Raw genomic sequence first — 15,242 nt, forward strand, 5'->3', positions numbered from 1 at the left:
ACACCGCAGGCCGGTGAACTCAGGTCAGGCGGCTCGAACCGTGGCCAGGAAGCGTGCGACTTCCGCTGCGAGATGCTCGGATTGGCGCGACAGTTCGGACGCCGCCCCGAGCACTTGGCTCGCCGCAGCCCCGGTCTCCTCGGCGGCACCCGCCACGCCGGTGATGTTCCCCGTCACCTCGCCCGTGCCGACCGCCGCCTGGGCGACATTGCGAACGATTTCCTGGGTCGCCGCCCCCTGCTCCTCTACTGCTGCGGCGATAGAGGTGGCGACCGCGCTGATCTCGCGGATGCGTCCCGTAATCCCACCGATCGAGGCGACGGCCTGCCCGGTCGACGCCTGGATCTGCAGGATCTGTCCGGAGATCTCGCTCGTCGCCTTGGCGGTCTGCTCGGCCAGCGCCTTCACTTCTGAGGCGACGACGGCAAAGCCCTTGCCGGCCGCGCCGGCCCGGGCAGCCTCGATCGTTGCGTTCAGCGCCAGCAGGTTCGTCTGACCGGCGATGGTCGAGATCAGGCCCACGACGTCACCGATCCGGGAGACGGCGGCGCTGAGCGCCTGCACCAGCGTGCCGGCCTGGTCGGCCTCGGCCACGGCCTGCCGGGCGAGGTCAGCAGAGCCATCGACCTGCCGGCCGATCTCCTGGACCGAAGAGCCGAGTTCCTCGGCCGCTGCGGCGACAGTGTTGACGTTGACGGCCGCCTCTTCGGCCGCGGCCGCCACCGCGGAGGATTGGGCGGCGGTCTCGGCCGCCGTGCCGCTCATGGCTCCAGCGGTGGCCTGCAGTTCAGTGGCCGAAGACGATACCAGGCCAATGACACCACCGACTGCGGCCTCGAACCCATCGGCCATGTCCCGCATCGCGCGCTTGCGCTGCTCCTCGGCGGAGGCCCGGGCCAGGGCGGTCTCCTCTTCGAGCTTGCGGGTGCGGACGAGGTTGTCCTTGAACACCTGCACTGCGGCGGCCATCTCGCCGATCTCGCTCCGCTCGCCGGCATTCGGTACTGCGAGGTCAGTGTCGCCATCGGCCACCCGCTTCATGACGCTCGCCATGCGGCGGACAGGGCCCGAGATCGTGAAGACAGACATCCAGCCGATCACCAGCGTGACGACGATGACGACAACAAGCACCAACGCGATCCCACCGCGGGCGCTCTCGGATAGAGTTCTGGCATTGGCAGCGCCCTGCTTGCCGTTCGTGTCGTTGAAGGCGATATCGGCCTTTATGGCCGCACGGGCCGCGTTCAAGTTCGGCAGCATGCCGTCCAAGAGATGGTCCGTGGCCGCCTTCGTCTCGCCGGCCTGCATCCGGCGCAGGAACTCCTCTCCCATCTGTGAATAAGCAGGCACCGCGGTCGTCACGGCCTTCCAAAGGGCATCTTCACCGTCGCTGAGATAGGGCGCGTACTCTTTCAAGTCCGCCTCGATGTCGGCCATGCTGGCGCGCAGGCGCGGCAGGGATTGAGGCCGGCGTTCTTCGCTGGAGACGAGGTAGGCCAGTTGCCGGCTGCGGAGGGCCTCGAAATCCGTGGCCAAGCGGCTGAGGATCCGGGTAGACGGCAGGGTATTGCCGCCAAGCTCGTCGATGGACACGGTTAGGGCATTTATGCGGCTATAGCAGAATCCACCAAGTCCGACGGATAGGGCGAGCAAGACGAGCAACGACGCGATTAGGCGTGCCCGTACGGTGAAGTTGAAGTTCATCTCAGCGTTTTTCCAAGCCAGATATCAGCGTGGAAATGACGCATCATGCTTAATTTGAGATTAATAGTTTTGCCTCTTGCTAGATATGCAATTTACTTCGTGGCCGCAATACCGAATGAACTATACTGATAAATAAGTTTAAATGGGTCCTTAGGATCAAATCTGGTCGCAGCGAGATAATTTTCATAGCTCTGTCCGCCTTAGGGGAAGTGAGACAAGGGCCGCAACCGATCAGGTCGGGTCGCAACCGGACAGTACCGCACGTCTGAGTTCGTGCTGCTAACAGCATCCGAACAGCATGGATGAGGCCTCGGACCAGCCTGTCGTCGGCGGCCTTGTCTAACTTAAACACCGGCTGAGAACAGCGCCCACAACAGTGCGTTCGAGGGCTCGCGGCCCGTTTTCTAACGGGGAATAGCGGTGGCACAGCCTGCCCGCGGAGCCACCCGCCCCCCTTAAAATACAGAGCGGAAACAAGGCGGCCCAAGGCGGCCTGACGGCAGCGCTGTCCAAACTGGACAGCCGCCCGGACCTGACTAAAACTAACATACGAGCGCCTCACGCGACCTGCGGGGCCCGACTAGCCGGGCATGCCGGCGGCAAGGCTGTGGGAGGCTTTCTCCGACGCTTAGGTGTGGACAACGAAGGTGTCGAACTGGCTGCAACTGAGCCCGCTTGGGCAGACAGAACGTAGGCTTGCGCGTCCTGCGGTGATAACGGTCGGCTGAATAGAAAACCTTGCACCTGCGTACAGCCCTCTCGGCGCACAAGGTCAAGCTGCTCGGCCGTCTCGACACCTTCAGCAACGATGCCCATGCCAAGCCGCTCGCCGATGCTGACGACCGCCCGCACGATTGCCGCCGCATCCGGGTCGGTGATGTCGCGGATGAAGGTTCGGTCGATCTTGATCTTGTCGAAGGGGAAGCGCCGCAGGTAGCCCAACGACGAGTAACCAGTACCGAAATCGTCGAGCGCGATGATGACTCCGAGCGCTCGCAGTCGGTGGAGGCACGCAATCACGGCATCACCATCCTGCATCAGCACGCTCTCGGTCACCTCCAACTTCAGTCGGTGAGCGGGCAATCCCGTTTTCGCCAGGGCGAAGAGCACGGCCTCCTCAAGCCCGCTGCGGAACTGTACGGCCGACACGTTGACGCCGACCCGCAACACTTCAGGCCAGCTCAGCGCCTCACGGCAGGCCTCCCGCAGTGCCCAGGCGCCCAGCGGTATGATCAGCCCATTCTCTTCCGCCAGCGGTATGAACTCACCAGGCGAGATCTCACCGCGAACTGGATGAGACCAGCGCATCAGCGCCTCCAGGCTGACCACTTTACCGGTCGCCGCGTCTACGACCGGTTGGTACATTAGGCGGAACTCACCGCGCCGGATCGCCTCCTTCATGTCCAACCCAAGCTGCCCACGCGTGGCAACGCGGGCTCCGACGTCCGGGCAGAATGTACGGTAGGTGTTGCGACCGCCGGCCTTGGCTTCGTAGAGGGCCATGTCCGCGCGCTTGAACAGCTCGTCCGCATCGCCGTCGTTCTCTGAGGCGACCGTAATGCCGACACTGACGCCGACCTCGACCGCTTGTCCGTCAAGGAAGATCGGCTCGCCCACAGCTGCAATCAGACGCTCGGCGAGGGAAGGCGCCGTAGACTCCTCGTCGAGATAGGCGAGAACGATCGCGAACTCGTCCCCGCCGAGGCGGGCAACGGTATCGTAGGGTCGCAGTACCGACTGCATTCGCTCAGCTACGACGCGCAAGAGAACGTCGCCAGCCGGATGACCGAGACTATCGTTGATCGACTTGAACCGGTCGAGGTCACAAGCGAGCACAGCGAAGGAGCTGTGCGTATGCGTAGCATGCGCGATGGCTTGGTCGAGGCGGTCGCGGAACAGAGCTCGATTGGGCAGACCCGTGAGCGTATCGTGCAGGGCCATATGGCGGATTCGCTCTTCCGCTTCTCGGCGAGCCGTCACATCGCGAAGTACGGCGACATAGCCATTTGGCTGAGTTTTATGCTCATCGTATAGCAGGCTAGCAGACGTCTCGATCCAGATGTAACTACCATCTTTGTGAAGATGCCGAAGGCAGAAAATTGGTCGCCTGTTATCACCGCTTAATAGTTGTGACCAATTCTCATTGAAGACATTAACATCGTCGGGGTGGATCATATCTAATGGATTTGTTCCAATTAATTCCCTGGGTTCGTAACCAAGAACTTCAAGTGAAGCAGCGGAAACATAAGTACGAAGGATTTTGGGGCTGCCTAAAATGAGGACATCGCTCGCGTTTGCTGCGAGAAGGCGGAAGCGCCTCTCGCTTTCCTGTTCTGCGGCTTCAGCGGCGCGGTACGCGGTCATGTCGGTGAAGGTGCGCACCATACCTCCTCCAGGCAGCGGGAGCGTGCGAACCTGGAGCACCGTGCCATCTGGGCGGGTGCGCTCGTAATCTGGGACACAATTCTTAGGATCACCGTGCTCCAACCAATGCCTCAGATGATCCGGTAAGTGACTGAACTCACCCTGATCTCGCTGATAGATGCGGACACGATCGAACGGCATCCCATCCTCAAGCAGCTCCTCGGGTATCCCAAGCAGCTTGGCGACGCGACGATTACAGACTCGCACGCGATCATCCGCGTCGGTCATAATCAAACCCTGATCCATATGCTCCAGCGTCATCCCCAGGAGCGCTTCTGAAGCATGGAGTCGGTCCTCAGAACGCATCAGGTCCGTCACGTCGAGGGTGATACCGCTCGCTGTTACTGCGCGGCTCGTTGCATCCCGCGTAGTACGCCCGTGGACTACGACGTCCCGCACTTCACCATCCGGCCGCAAGATACGACCGCGCCGGGTGAACCCACCCGCTGGCCCGTCTGCTTTGTCATCAGCTCGGGGTATGGCTTTCCGGATATCCTCCTGCTCGCTTGGGTGGTAGCAGGCGATATGCTGCTCTAGGTCTAGGACTTGCTCGGCGAAATCCTCCCGACCGAGCAACTGCCCCATGCCGTTCGACCAGATGACGGTGCCCTGTGCGGGCTGGATTGTCCATCGTCCGAAGCCTGCAGCCTCTTCGGCGAAGCGCTCGCCCTCGTGCGCTTCCTCCAGCAACGTTTGCTGATGTACGGCTAGCGCCTCGCTCCGATTGCGCCGGTCGATCTCGGCTCGAAGAGATGCGCTGGCTTCCTCTGCCTTCAGCAGTGCCAATGTCGTCTCGTTCTGTGCACGACGCCCGCGCAGGATAGCCTCGACCAGCATCGCCAGATCATGCAATTGCCGCCGCTCGTCAGCCCCGAAGCCGTGGCGCGGCGCTGTGTCGGCAATACAGACGGTGGCACCATCTTCACCGTCCCCAAGAACGATCGGAACCCCAGCATAGAAGCGCAGAAACGGCTCGCCGATTACGAACGGATTGGCGGCAAAGCGCGGATCTTCGTGGGTGTCGGGGATGACGAGAGGTTGGTACACCACTCCGAGGATCGTGACGGCACAGAAGGCTACGGAGCGCGGCGTCGTGAGTATCTCCAATCCTTCGCGAGCGAGGATCCTCTGACACTCAGCATCGAGACGTGAGACGAAGGCGTAGCGCGTGCCGAAGAGTGCGGTGGCGGTTCGGCAGATGGCATCGAGTTGCGGATCCCCTTGGACATCCGAAGTAATGAGGTCAGAAACCAGTTCGGAAGGTACGCTGGGGAGGTTCGGCATCGGCGGCTCGGCACAACTCGATCGAGTGCGATTATTCCCACCTGTTATTAATAAACCGCTCGCTTAGCGAGCCTTTGGAAGCAGATGCATATTCTAGATGGAAATTAAGGCAAATTAATAAATCCTTGACTGTAGATGAATGTCTAAAGCGGAATGCCGTTATTGCCTAGGGCAGAAGGGCTTTCGGGATCAACGCCGGGCTGCTACTTCGACTATAAGTATGAAGACGCAGACCGCACCAACCGCCGAAGCGCTCGCACAATCGCGTCCCGCTCAACGTGGAAGCGCTCCGGGCCCCGATGCGACGGCAGGAGCTGCCGGTCCCGATCGGCGAGCGCGTCGAGCTCCGGCGACAGAATTGCGCAGCGGTCGGGCCGGCTGGTCTCGCAGGGCAGGCGGGCGCGGGCCCGACGCTCCTTCGTGGCAAACGTGCCGAAGTCGCACAGCTCCACGCGGTCACTGTCCGCCAGGGCCTCTGTCATCCTGTAGAGGATGGCCGAGGGTGACGGGCAGCTGACTTTCCAGGAGTGCCGCCACCAAAGTCGGAAGTCCGATCCGAACATAGTCCGCATCTTCTCGCGGGAATGGCTGCAATGGCCCCGGCGGGGAGGCGAGACACGGCCCCGGCGCTGTTGGGCGTCATAGGGTGCAAAAGCGTGCGCTCCACGGATATGGGAGATCCACACAGGCAGGCTATGGAGGCGGAATCGGAGAAGGGCTGCCGACGAGCGGTGGGCGACCTCAACCGATCAGACCGTGCGAAAATCCGCGTGGGTGGTGGAGGCGGCCGAGCCATGCAGTGAGGGTCTGCGGGTGTTCGATAAGGCGGACGCAGAACCAACGAGGACAGATGATCTCAGACAGCGAAGTGGTGTGCCGGCTCATCCGAACGTGGTTCAGATCGAACCAGGGCAGCCATGAGCTTCATCGCCGCGGCTGCGGCATCAGCCAATTCGGCATCGTGCTTCAAACCGTAGAGCGCGACTTCGGCAACTGCGGTCGGCACTAGATGGCTCATCGACCTCTCGCCGAAGGCTAGTTCCAGAACGGGTCCGCATTCGACGACCTCGATGTTGCTGTGCCGCAAGTCGCAGCAAATCCGATCGAAGGTTGCTTCCACGGCCGATGCCGGCCCCTCCAGGGCTTGTATGAAGAACAATCCTGTGAACATCAGCGCGCCCGTAATGCCGGCTTCGGCATTAAGTCGACGCGACACGGTCAGAATTTGATCGATGCGCCGCCGCACCTCCTCGGGCGTTCCGTCGGTCGAACAGCGGCTCCGGTAGACCAGCCGGAACAGGTCGGTGTGGTCCGCCGGAGTCATGCCGCCTCACGCGCGTTGACGAACGTGTCGACGAAGGACACGAATTCCGCCGCGGGCAGTGGGCGGCTGACATGGTAGCCCTGCACTTGATCGCAGCCCGCCTCGGCTGAAAACGCGAATTGCTCCGCGGTCTCGACCCCCTCGACCGTGATCGCCATGCCAAGGCACGAGCCCATTGTGATGATCGCCCGGACGATCGCGGCGCTCTCGGGGTCGCCCGGGAGCTGGCGCACGAAGGACTGGTCGACCTTGATTTTGTCGAACGGGAACCGGCGGAGATAGCTGAGCGAGGAGTACCCCGTCCCGAAATCATCCATCGAAATGCTGACCCCCGCCGCCCGCAGGCGGTTCAGGGTGGCCAGTGTGCGCTCCTCGTCGGCCAGCAGGACGCCCTCGGTGATCTCCAGTTCGAGCCGGTCCGCGGCGAGGCCGGAGGCGGCGAGCGCTGCCCGCACGGTCTCGGAGAGGCGCAGGTCCCGGAACTGCGCGGGCGAGAGGTTGACGGCGACCCGAATGTGCGAGGGCCAGAGGGTTGCCTGCGTGCAGGCCGTGCGCAGGACCCATTGTCCGAGCGGTCCGATGAGACCGGTCTCCTCGGCGAGCGGAATGAAGTCGGCGGGCGAGACGAGGCCTCGCTCGGGATGGCGCCACCGCACCAGGGCTTCGGCGGCGGTAATCCGGCCAGAGCGCGCATCGACCAGCGGCTGGTAGTGCAGCTCGAATTCCTGCACGGCGATCGCCCGGCGCAGGTCCGCCTCCAGGCCGCGCCGGGCCTGCATGCGCGCGTCCAGCGCTGGCTCGAACCGACGGAAAGTGCCCTTGCCGTCAGTCTTGGCCTTGTAGAGCGCGAGGTCGGCGTTGCGCAGAAGCTGGCTCGGCTCGGTGCCGTCCACCGGTGCGAGCGCGGCGCCGACCGAGGCCCCGACATTGATCAATTGGCCATCGATCAGGAAAGGGCGCCCAATCAGCTCGACAATGCGCGCGGCGAGCGCCTGCACCGCCTCAGGGCTGGCCCCGTCGACCTGCAGCACCGCGAACTCGTCACCACCGAGGCGAGCGACCACGTCGTGCTCGGCCAGTGCTGCCTTGAGACGCCGGGCCGCCTTGCGCAACAGAGCATCGCCCAAGCCGTGCCCGAGGGTGTCGTTTACTAATTTGAACCGGTCGAGATCGAGGATGAGGACCGCGAAGCCCCGATCGTGCGTCCGGTAGGCCATGGCATGGCGCGCCAGCAGGTCGTGGAAATGCACACGATTGGGCAAGCCGGTCAGCGCGTCTGAATAAGCCAGGGTGCGCATCTTAGACTCAGTTTGTAGGCGCTCCCTTTGGTCGCGGATGGCGAGCACGGTCTGTGGCTTGTTGCCGAGCGGGACCTCGCTGCGCAGGACGCGCACCGGCACGCGTTGCCCATCGGCACCGACCAGTTCTGCCTCCCGTTCCTCGCGCAGGGGAAGATCCGCGATGGCGAGGCCGGGAAGAAGCTCGGACAGGCGACGACCGTTCAGCTGCCCAGCGCTGAGGCCTGACAGCCGCTCCAAGCTCCGGTTGGCCGTAGTGATCACCTCACCATGGCAGACCGCGAGTCCTTCGACTGCGAGGTTCGCCAGTTCGCGGAGGCGCTGTTGGTCGCGCCGCGCTTGAGCCCTAGCATTCAGAGTGAGGCGCAGCCCGACCACGGCCAGCGCCAGCAGGCCGAGGGATACGCCCGCTACTACCGGTGCGAGGATGTCAGGTGGAACAGCGCGCGGCGGGAGCGAGCGCTCAGGATCGAAGGTCAGCGTCATGGCCGCCATGCCGCAGAAGTGGAGGACGCCGATCGCGGCGACCAACAGCGGCGCCCCGGCGCGTCTCAGATCGCGGCGGCGCTCCCCCGTCACGACCATGGCCGCGCCGAACATGAGCAGGCTCGTCGGGATGGACACCGACAGCAGGAGCGGATCCCACGCGACGGTACCGGCGATCAGGTATGAAGCTTCTCCCAGGTAGTGCAGCGCGACGATGCTGCCGCCGAGGAGGAGGCCGATGAGGAAACGATGGCTTCTCCTGCGTTGGCCGATCGCGAGCGCGACGCTGATCCCGATGCCGGCGATGGCGACCAGGAGCGATAGGGCAGTGAGATAGGGATCGAACCCCGCGGGCATGCCTGGTCGGAAAGCCAGCAGCCCGATCATGTGAGTCGCCCAGGCGGTACAGCCTGAGGCGACGATGCTGGCACCAGCCCAAAGCGCGGCGGACCGGCCTTCGGAGCGCGCCGCGTGGGTCGCAACCGAAAACGAGCCATATACGCCGATGACGCAAACGCCAGCGGCGAGTAGGATTAAGCCATGATCGTGCGCCTGGGTAAGGCACGTGTAAACAGATCGCATACCAAGCTCCGGGGTCTGCAATCTAAGCTTGAACAGTTAATCAATGTGTAGGAACCTGGCAGAATATAACGTGTGCGGCAATTTCGAAGCTGCGCTGTACTCTAACCCACCTACGTCAACGTTAACTCAATTTGCAACACCGCTGGTCTTTTATCAGCTGTGCCTGAGAAGGCTACGTTACCGTATGGTCGTGTGACGGTCGGTGCAGGAGCGGAACTGGACACCGCAGGCGCCGGCTCAAGGCATATCTATGCAGTCAGACCCCTCAATTAGCCTTGCCTAGCCCGAAGGTGCGAGCGGCTTTCGCCATGCGAGTGAGCTAAGCAAGATCCAGTTCCATGCCATCGACTTCGAGCTGGTCGCAGAGACCGGCAAGCTCCGGACGCAACGCTGCGGTCATCGTTTCCAGCGACTCTCCCTTTGCGCGGATCTGTGCCCCGCGGGGGCCGAGATTCACCCCTTCGGCGATGGCGCCGGCCAGGGCTGCCCTGAGACCCTGAACCTCATCAAACGGAACGATGTAACAGGGTCCCACAGGGCTCATCGTCGCCTCACGCTGCGCGCACGGTGGCGAGGAAGCGCCCGACCTCGGCCGCGAGGTGCTCGGACTGGCGCGACAGTTCTGAGGCCGCCCCCAGCACCTGGCTCGCCGCCGCACCGGTCTCCTCGGCCGCACCCGCCACACCGGAGATGTTGTGCGTCACCTCACCGGTGCCCTGCGCCGCCTGGGAGACGTTCCGGACGATCTCCTGGGTCGCCGCACCCTGTTGCTCGACTGCCGCCGCAATTGAGGCTGCGACCCCGTTGATCTCACGGATCCGCTCGGTGATGCCGCTGATCGACGTCACCGCCTGCCCGGTCGAGGCCTGGATCTGAGCGATCTGCCCAGAAATCTCGGTCGTGGCCTTTGCGGTCTGCTCGGCGAGCGCCTTCACCTCGGCGGCGACCACGGCGAACCCCTTACCCGCCGCACCAGCCCGTGCCGCCTCGATCGTGGCGTTCAGGGCGAGCAGGTTGGTCTGCCCAGCGATGGTCGAGATCAGCCCGACCACGTCGCCGATGCGCGCGACCGCGGCGCTCAGTTCCTGTACCAGGGCGCCGGTGTGATCCGCCTCGCGCACGGCACGCTGCGCCAGTTCGGCCGAGCCGGCGACTTGCCGATTGATCTCCTGCACCGACGAGCCCAGTTCCTCGGCGGCCGCGGCCACGGTGTTGACGTTGGAGGCGGCCTCCTCGGCGGCAGCCGCGACCGTCGTCGATTGACTGGCGGTCTCCGTCGCCGTGGCGGTCATGGTCTGGGCGGTGGCCTGCAGCTCAGTCGAGGAGGACGACACCATGCCGATGATACCGCCGACCGCCTGCTCGAAGCCGTCGGCCATCTGGCGCATCCCGGCCTTGCGCTGATCCTCTGCGGCGCGGCGGGCCTGCGCGGTCTCCGCTTCGAACGCGCGCGTGCGGATCAGGTTGTCCTTGAACACCTGGACGGCGGCCGCCATCGCACCGATCTCGTCGGGACGTTCCTTGGCTGGGACCTCTCTGCTCAGGTCTCCCGCGGCGAGACCGGTCATGAACGCCGTCATGGCGCGGACCGGCCGCACCACGCCCCGGCCTATGAGCGTCGCCAGAAGGCCGATCAGCACCGCAACGATGGAGGCGCCGCCGAGCAGCCGCATCAGCGTCGGGCGCATCTGTGCCGCCGTGTCATCCGCGTAGATGCCTGATCCGATGATCCAGCCCCAGGGCTCGAATCCCTTTACGTAGGAGATTTTCGCGACAGGCTGATCCAGGCCAGGCTTGGGCCACATGTAGGGGACGAAGCCGGCTCCTGACCGCTTCACCTGCTCGACCATCTCTACGAATAGATGCTTGCCGGTCGGATCCGTGATCCCGCCGATGTCCTTGCCGATCAACTCGGCCTTAGGATGCAGGATCATACGCAGCTGCATGTCCTGCAACCAGAAATATTCACTCCCGGCGTAGTGCAGGCCTTTGACCGCCGCGATCGCCGCATTCTGAGCGGCGGACCGATCCATTCGCCCGGCGCGCTCCTCGCCCTCAAAGTATGTGAGTACACCTTGCGCTGACTCGACGAGATCGCGCGTCTTCAGTTCGCGCGCGTCTGTGACGCTTCCCGACATGTCCCAGGCCGCCAAGCCGATCAGGGCTGCCATCCCGCTCAAGGCGATCAGGGTTATGGACTGGATGCGGGTACCTATGCGGAGGGCCATGAAATCCTGCGGTAGTCTATGCTGAATGGCACGCGAGTGGTCCAAGCGTGGGACGCGAGGCTGAGCCCAGCGACAGGGCGCGTGCTACAACTCCAACGGTCAGCAACCCTTTGCATAAATCAGTTTATCAACGCATTAGTTAATAAATAACCATCGCAGCTTACAGTTGAATGCTTACATCTACGGACCCACAAAGGTCAAAAGTTCGACTCGTAACGTAGATAGCTCAAATTGTCGTGATCTCTTTCAGATAGTCGTTCACGCCTCAGCGCCATGATCCACCATCGCCGAGAGAGCCCGATTATGCGCACGTTTCAGTCCCTTGCTGCCCTTGCCATCCTGATCAGCGCCTGCGCTTTCACGCCGGCCGTAGCCGTCGCTGGCCGTGCCCCCTCAACGACGGCACAGAGCGCGAGCATGGGCTCGCAGGACCCTGATAGTCTCTTCGTTCGTTTTGGCGCGGCTCCCTAAAGTCCCAACGGACAAGTGCAAATGCGAAGCAGCCTTCGATAAAAGGGGGTGTGATCCGATCCTGCTTCGACACTCACCCAGCCGCTCGCCATCTCGAGCGCGTCGTGACCATCTGCAGCCTTTACCGGCCCACCAACGCCGCTGTGATCCTCAACACAGTCCTGTCGGCGCTACTAACGCTCTTGAGACATCCACGATCTGTTAACCGCCCACCGCCAACATATACCCAGCGATTGGCGGTGAGCCGAGCGCCGGCAGAGCAGCACCGCAGCTTTCCCCCTTGAGCCTCGGCGCGGCCTCGCCGGCGCAGTCGCGCTAATCGGCCTAATTGCGGCCAAGCTTAAGCCCGGCTAAACGCGCTGCCTCGGGGCGTGCGGGAGCAGGGATGAATGACACCGTGGCCGCCCTGCTCCTTGCTCTGGCGGCCGAGAACGCCGAGCTGCGCGAGCAGCTGGTCTCGGCCCAGGACATGCTGGTTGAGACCCCAATCGACGCCGGCAACATGCACGCCCTCGTAGAGGCCATGCGGGCCGAGCGCGATGCGTGGCGGGAGGAGGCTGGGCGGTTGCAGACGGGGTCAGCGTGCTTCCTTCTCAATCCAATGGGCGCCGGCCGAAATCAGTCGGCTTGGCAGGATAGAGTTGGCTATCTGGACGCAGTCCGAGCACGCCCATGACGCGGTCACGAGCCCCCGCCTCGGTGATCGGCAAGCCATCCTCAAGTCTGGCAAGCACCTCGGGGGCGACCTGTGCGAGCGCCGCCAGGGTCTCAATCGAGTAGGCACCTCGTACGCGGGCAGCATGGATCTGCACGGCTAACGCTGCATCCAGGGTCGCGGGCTTGTCGTGTTGTTCGCTCATAGGCGAGCGGTACGTGCTGGCCTCAGCTGAAGTTTCGGCCGGATACGTTTTGGTAGGACGACTACTCCATCCCGGCGGGCTGAGGGCGCGGTAGGCCAAGCTCGTTAAGGCCGAGAAACAGGGCAAACTGCGTCAGCACGATGAGTGGAGCCATGCAGTCGCCACCCTTCTCGATACCCGCGATGAGTTCGGGTTCGACGTGGACGAGGCGCGCTGCATCGGGAAGAGATAGACGCAGCCGTGCTCGCGCCGGACCGGCGTGCTTCACGAGATTGTGGAGCACGACATCTCGCTGATCCTCAACCGCGTCCATAAAAGGTGCCCGATCCCGCTAGGACCTGCGGCCCTCAGGAAATCGTTACATCCAGCCCGAGTTCGGAAGGATACCCAGAGTTGCACGCATGACCTGCGTCGGCTGCAGGTTGTGTCACCGCACCCAAACTGACTACCCTCCCTTGGCTTCGTATTTGCCTCTCACTGTACGTGGAGGGTGAGCTTCATCTTCGGGTGGATGCCGCACTGAATGATGAAGTCGCCCGGCTCCTTAAGCGTCAGCGTGGCCTGCTTCCCCGGCTCCTGATCGCCGGCATCGAACGCGAACCGATCGGCCTCGATGAAGGCGTGATGCACAGCGTTCTCGTCGCCGTTGACCAGTGTGATGGTGTCACCCCGATGCAGGAACAGGTCGGTCGGCGCGTAGTGCCTGCTCTTCTGCAGCACGATGCTCATGGCACTGGAGAGATCCGCGCGAGCCGATCCAGCCGCGGCGAGCGCGACGGTCGAGGCAAGAAATAAGGCGGTGGTTCTAGAGGCACGCATGTTCCGACCCGGATCAATGCGAACTTTTTGCAGGAGCGTTCGATAAGGGAGAGGCTGAAGAACGCGTAAAATTTGAACGATCGCCATGCAGCAGGATCGGCCATACACCAAGGGGCAACGCCGTTCTCGATCAGCGGCTGACACGGGCACCTGGAGCGCTGGGGATCCTGCTCTTGACGATAGGAGCTTGTGCCTTGCCCTGTGCGCCCAATTCGGGCCGAGGGTGGGCTAACATCAAGCTCACTGACTAGCAGCCAGATCGTCCGCTGCCGTCAGCATGGCCGCCATCGCCTCGGACGCAGCGCTGAAGGCTGGCGTACCCGTATCCCAGTCTCGCTTCGCCAACGCCGTTATCATCCGCGCCGCTTCGGTGAGGGCCAGCTGTTCCGCTCGAGCGAACCGCGTGAACGCCGGGTGCTTTTCGACAGCCGTGCCACTCAACTGTACGGAAAGTGCGGGCGTCGACTGGCCCCGCATGGCGACTGCGGTCGTATCCGCTGCAGCCTGCCCCAGCAAAATATTTGCCAGCCGCCGCTTCCACGCGCCGACGTAGCCTGGAAGCCGTACGAGCTGATAGGCCGGAGCAGTCTCATCCGCTGCGTCGAGCGCCTCGAGTGCCGTGGCCTCTGCTGCGACAAGACGCGCGGTGATGCTCGCGATCTCACCGCGGGTCTTGGTCGCCTTCGCGGCGATGCCCTGCACGTTCTGCGCGATCTCCTGTGTGGCCTGCCGCTGCTGACTAAGGGTCTCGGACAATGCACGGTTCAGGTCACTGGTCTGGCGGATACCGCTGTCGGCCTCCTCGACACAGGCGCCGAGCTTCTCGACAGTCGCCGAACCGGCGATCACCGCAGCACGGCTGTCGCTCACGGCATGCGCGATCTGGCTCATCTCGGTTTGCAGCGTCCCGAGCCAGGTGCGGATCTCGTCCGTCGACCTGGCGGTCTGAGCCGAGAGCGCCTTCACCTCGGAGGCTACCACTGCGAACCCTTTACCAGCCTGCCCTGCCCGAGCGGCTTCGATCGTGGCGTTTAAAGCGAGCAGATTCGTCTGCCCGGAGATGTTCGCGATGGTGCCGGCCATGGTACCGATCTGCGCGACCGCCCCTTGTAGGACACCCAAGCGCTCATTGATCTGAGAGGTTCGCGCGTCAATGGCCTGCATCGCCTGTCGGACCTGCCGTAGTTCACCCAGGCAGGCGAGCATGGCCGTGCGGGCAACCTCCGCGGAACTGCCAGCAGCCTCAGAGGTGTCGGCGACTTGGGCGATGGAGGCGACCATTTCCTCGGTCGCGCTGGCGATGGTCTGGGCCGAGTCGGCGACCTGACCGACATCGTGAGTGGTCCAGCCGACGTTGATAGCCGCTTCCGATGCCTCTTTAGCCACGTTCGCCAGAACGCTCAGATTAGTATGCCGCTCTCGGCGTCCCCGCGTGAGCAGCCGCGAGAGCGCATCCCGCAACGGACCATCCGGCAGATCGGCGATGGTCAGATCTTGGGTCGCGGCTAACCGCTCTAGGGCTGTGAGGAGCCGCTGTTCGTCAGCACACCGAAGGCGCTCTGCGCTACCGACATCTGGCTGAGGTGAGGGCTTGGCTGCCTGGCGGAACGAGAGGCCGATCATCGCGCGCTTTCAAGATAGTTTTGCCGCGATGTTGCCGAGTGTTGGTTAACGAGCCGTCAAGTACGGTATCTCGACAACCACCCCGCCTCTCGCCATCTTGGGGCCATGCCCGCGCAGAACGGCCAGACCTACGATCTGC

Annotated in this window: 10 protein-coding genes; 1 reads left to right on the forward strand and 9 read right to left on the reverse strand. The window is 63.3% G+C overall.

Translation table 11 applies throughout. The features are described 5' to 3' along the window. Positions 1-24: 24 nt before the first annotated feature. From AC3IF1_RS16115 to AC3IF1_RS16140, 6 genes are all read right to left on the reverse strand, one after another. Entirely contained in the window at positions 25-1,704 is a 1,680-nt protein-coding gene (locus AC3IF1_RS16115) for a methyl-accepting chemotaxis protein (RefSeq protein WP_489218418.1), read from the reverse strand. A gap of 558 nt (positions 1,705-2,262) precedes the next feature. Next, complete coding sequence (locus tag AC3IF1_RS16120) at positions 2,263-5,412, reverse strand: bifunctional diguanylate cyclase/phosphodiesterase (RefSeq protein ID WP_489218419.1); 3,150 nt, start codon at positions 5,410-5,412, stop codon at positions 2,263-2,265. An 856-nt stretch (positions 5,413-6,268) separates the two neighbouring features. Continuing rightward, positions 6,269-6,736 carry a BLUF domain-containing protein gene (locus AC3IF1_RS16125; RefSeq protein WP_489218420.1) on the reverse strand — a complete coding sequence of 156 codons (468 nt, stop codon included), beginning with the start codon at positions 6,734-6,736 and terminating at the stop codon, positions 6,269-6,271. After that, positions 6,733-9,102, reverse strand: a complete 2,370-nt coding sequence (locus tag AC3IF1_RS16130) for a bifunctional diguanylate cyclase/phosphodiesterase (protein WP_279598187.1) — start codon at positions 9,100-9,102, stop codon at positions 6,733-6,735. The genes AC3IF1_RS16125 and AC3IF1_RS16130 overlap by 4 nt, the downstream gene beginning before the upstream one ends. A gap of 319 nt (positions 9,103-9,421) precedes the next feature. Next, a complete protein-coding gene (locus tag AC3IF1_RS16135) occupies positions 9,422-9,646 on the reverse strand; it encodes a hypothetical protein (protein WP_243966204.1) in 225 nt (74 codons plus the stop codon). Between the two features lie 7 nt (positions 9,647-9,653). After that, positions 9,654-11,330, reverse strand: coding sequence for a methyl-accepting chemotaxis protein (locus AC3IF1_RS16140; protein WP_489218421.1), 1,677 nt, complete (start codon positions 11,328-11,330; stop codon positions 9,654-9,656). A gap of 856 nt (positions 11,331-12,186) precedes the next feature. Between AC3IF1_RS16140 and AC3IF1_RS16145 the strand changes: the two genes are divergently transcribed. Beyond that, complete coding sequence (locus AC3IF1_RS16145; RefSeq protein WP_313900825.1) at positions 12,187-12,477, forward strand: hypothetical protein; 291 nt, start codon at positions 12,187-12,189, stop codon at positions 12,475-12,477. Positions 12,478-12,722: 245 nt separating this feature from the next. On the opposite strand, the gene AC3IF1_RS16150 is transcribed toward AC3IF1_RS16145, so the two are convergent. The 3 genes from AC3IF1_RS16150 to AC3IF1_RS16160 all read right to left on the reverse strand — a co-directional run bounded on the left by AC3IF1_RS16150 (position 12,723) and on the right by AC3IF1_RS16160 (position 15,103). Beyond that, positions 12,723-12,974 carry a hypothetical protein gene (locus AC3IF1_RS16150; protein ID WP_243966206.1) on the reverse strand — a complete coding sequence of 84 codons (252 nt, stop codon included), beginning with the start codon at positions 12,972-12,974 and terminating at the stop codon, positions 12,723-12,725. Between the two features lie 161 nt (positions 12,975-13,135). Beyond that, positions 13,136-13,567 carry a cupredoxin domain-containing protein gene (locus AC3IF1_RS16155; protein WP_243966208.1) on the reverse strand — a complete coding sequence of 144 codons (432 nt, stop codon included), beginning with the start codon at positions 13,565-13,567 and terminating at the stop codon, positions 13,136-13,138. 153 nt (positions 13,568-13,720) lie between these two features. Then, complete coding sequence (locus tag AC3IF1_RS16160; RefSeq protein ID WP_489218422.1) at positions 13,721-15,103, reverse strand: methyl-accepting chemotaxis protein; 1,383 nt, start codon at positions 15,101-15,103, stop codon at positions 13,721-13,723. Positions 15,104-15,242: the final 139 nt, after the last annotated feature.

Source organism: Methylobacterium sp. E-012, from assembly GCF_057836545.1.

Coding starts and splice junctions, on each gene's coding strand:
- AC3IF1_RS16160 (WP_489218422.1), bottom strand. CDS start 15,103: ATGATCGGCCTCTCGTTCCGCCAGGCAGCCAAGCCCTCACCTCAGCCA.
- AC3IF1_RS16135 (WP_243966204.1), bottom strand. CDS start 9,646: ATGAGCCCTGTGGGACCCTGTTACATCGTTCCGTTTGATGAGGTTCAG.
- AC3IF1_RS16120 (WP_489218419.1), bottom strand. CDS start 5,412: ATGCCGAACCTCCCCAGCGTACCTTCCGAACTGGTTTCTGACCTCATT.
- AC3IF1_RS16115 (WP_489218418.1), bottom strand. CDS start 1,704: ATGAACTTCAACTTCACCGTACGGGCACGCCTAATCGCGTCGTTGCTC.
- AC3IF1_RS16130 (WP_279598187.1), bottom strand. CDS start 9,102: ATGCGATCTGTTTACACGTGCCTTACCCAGGCGCACGATCATGGCTTA.
- AC3IF1_RS16125 (WP_489218420.1), bottom strand. CDS start 6,736: ATGACTCCGGCGGACCACACCGACCTGTTCCGGCTGGTCTACCGGAGC.
- AC3IF1_RS16155 (WP_243966208.1), bottom strand. CDS start 13,567: ATGGCGATCGTTCAAATTTTACGCGTTCTTCAGCCTCTCCCTTATCGA.
- AC3IF1_RS16145 (WP_313900825.1), top strand. CDS start 12,187: ATGAATGACACCGTGGCCGCCCTGCTCCTTGCTCTGGCGGCCGAGAAC.
- AC3IF1_RS16150 (WP_243966206.1), bottom strand. CDS start 12,974: ATGGACGCGGTTGAGGATCAGCGAGATGTCGTGCTCCACAATCTCGTG.
- AC3IF1_RS16140 (WP_489218421.1), bottom strand. CDS start 11,330: ATGGCCCTCCGCATAGGTACCCGCATCCAGTCCATAACCCTGATCGCC.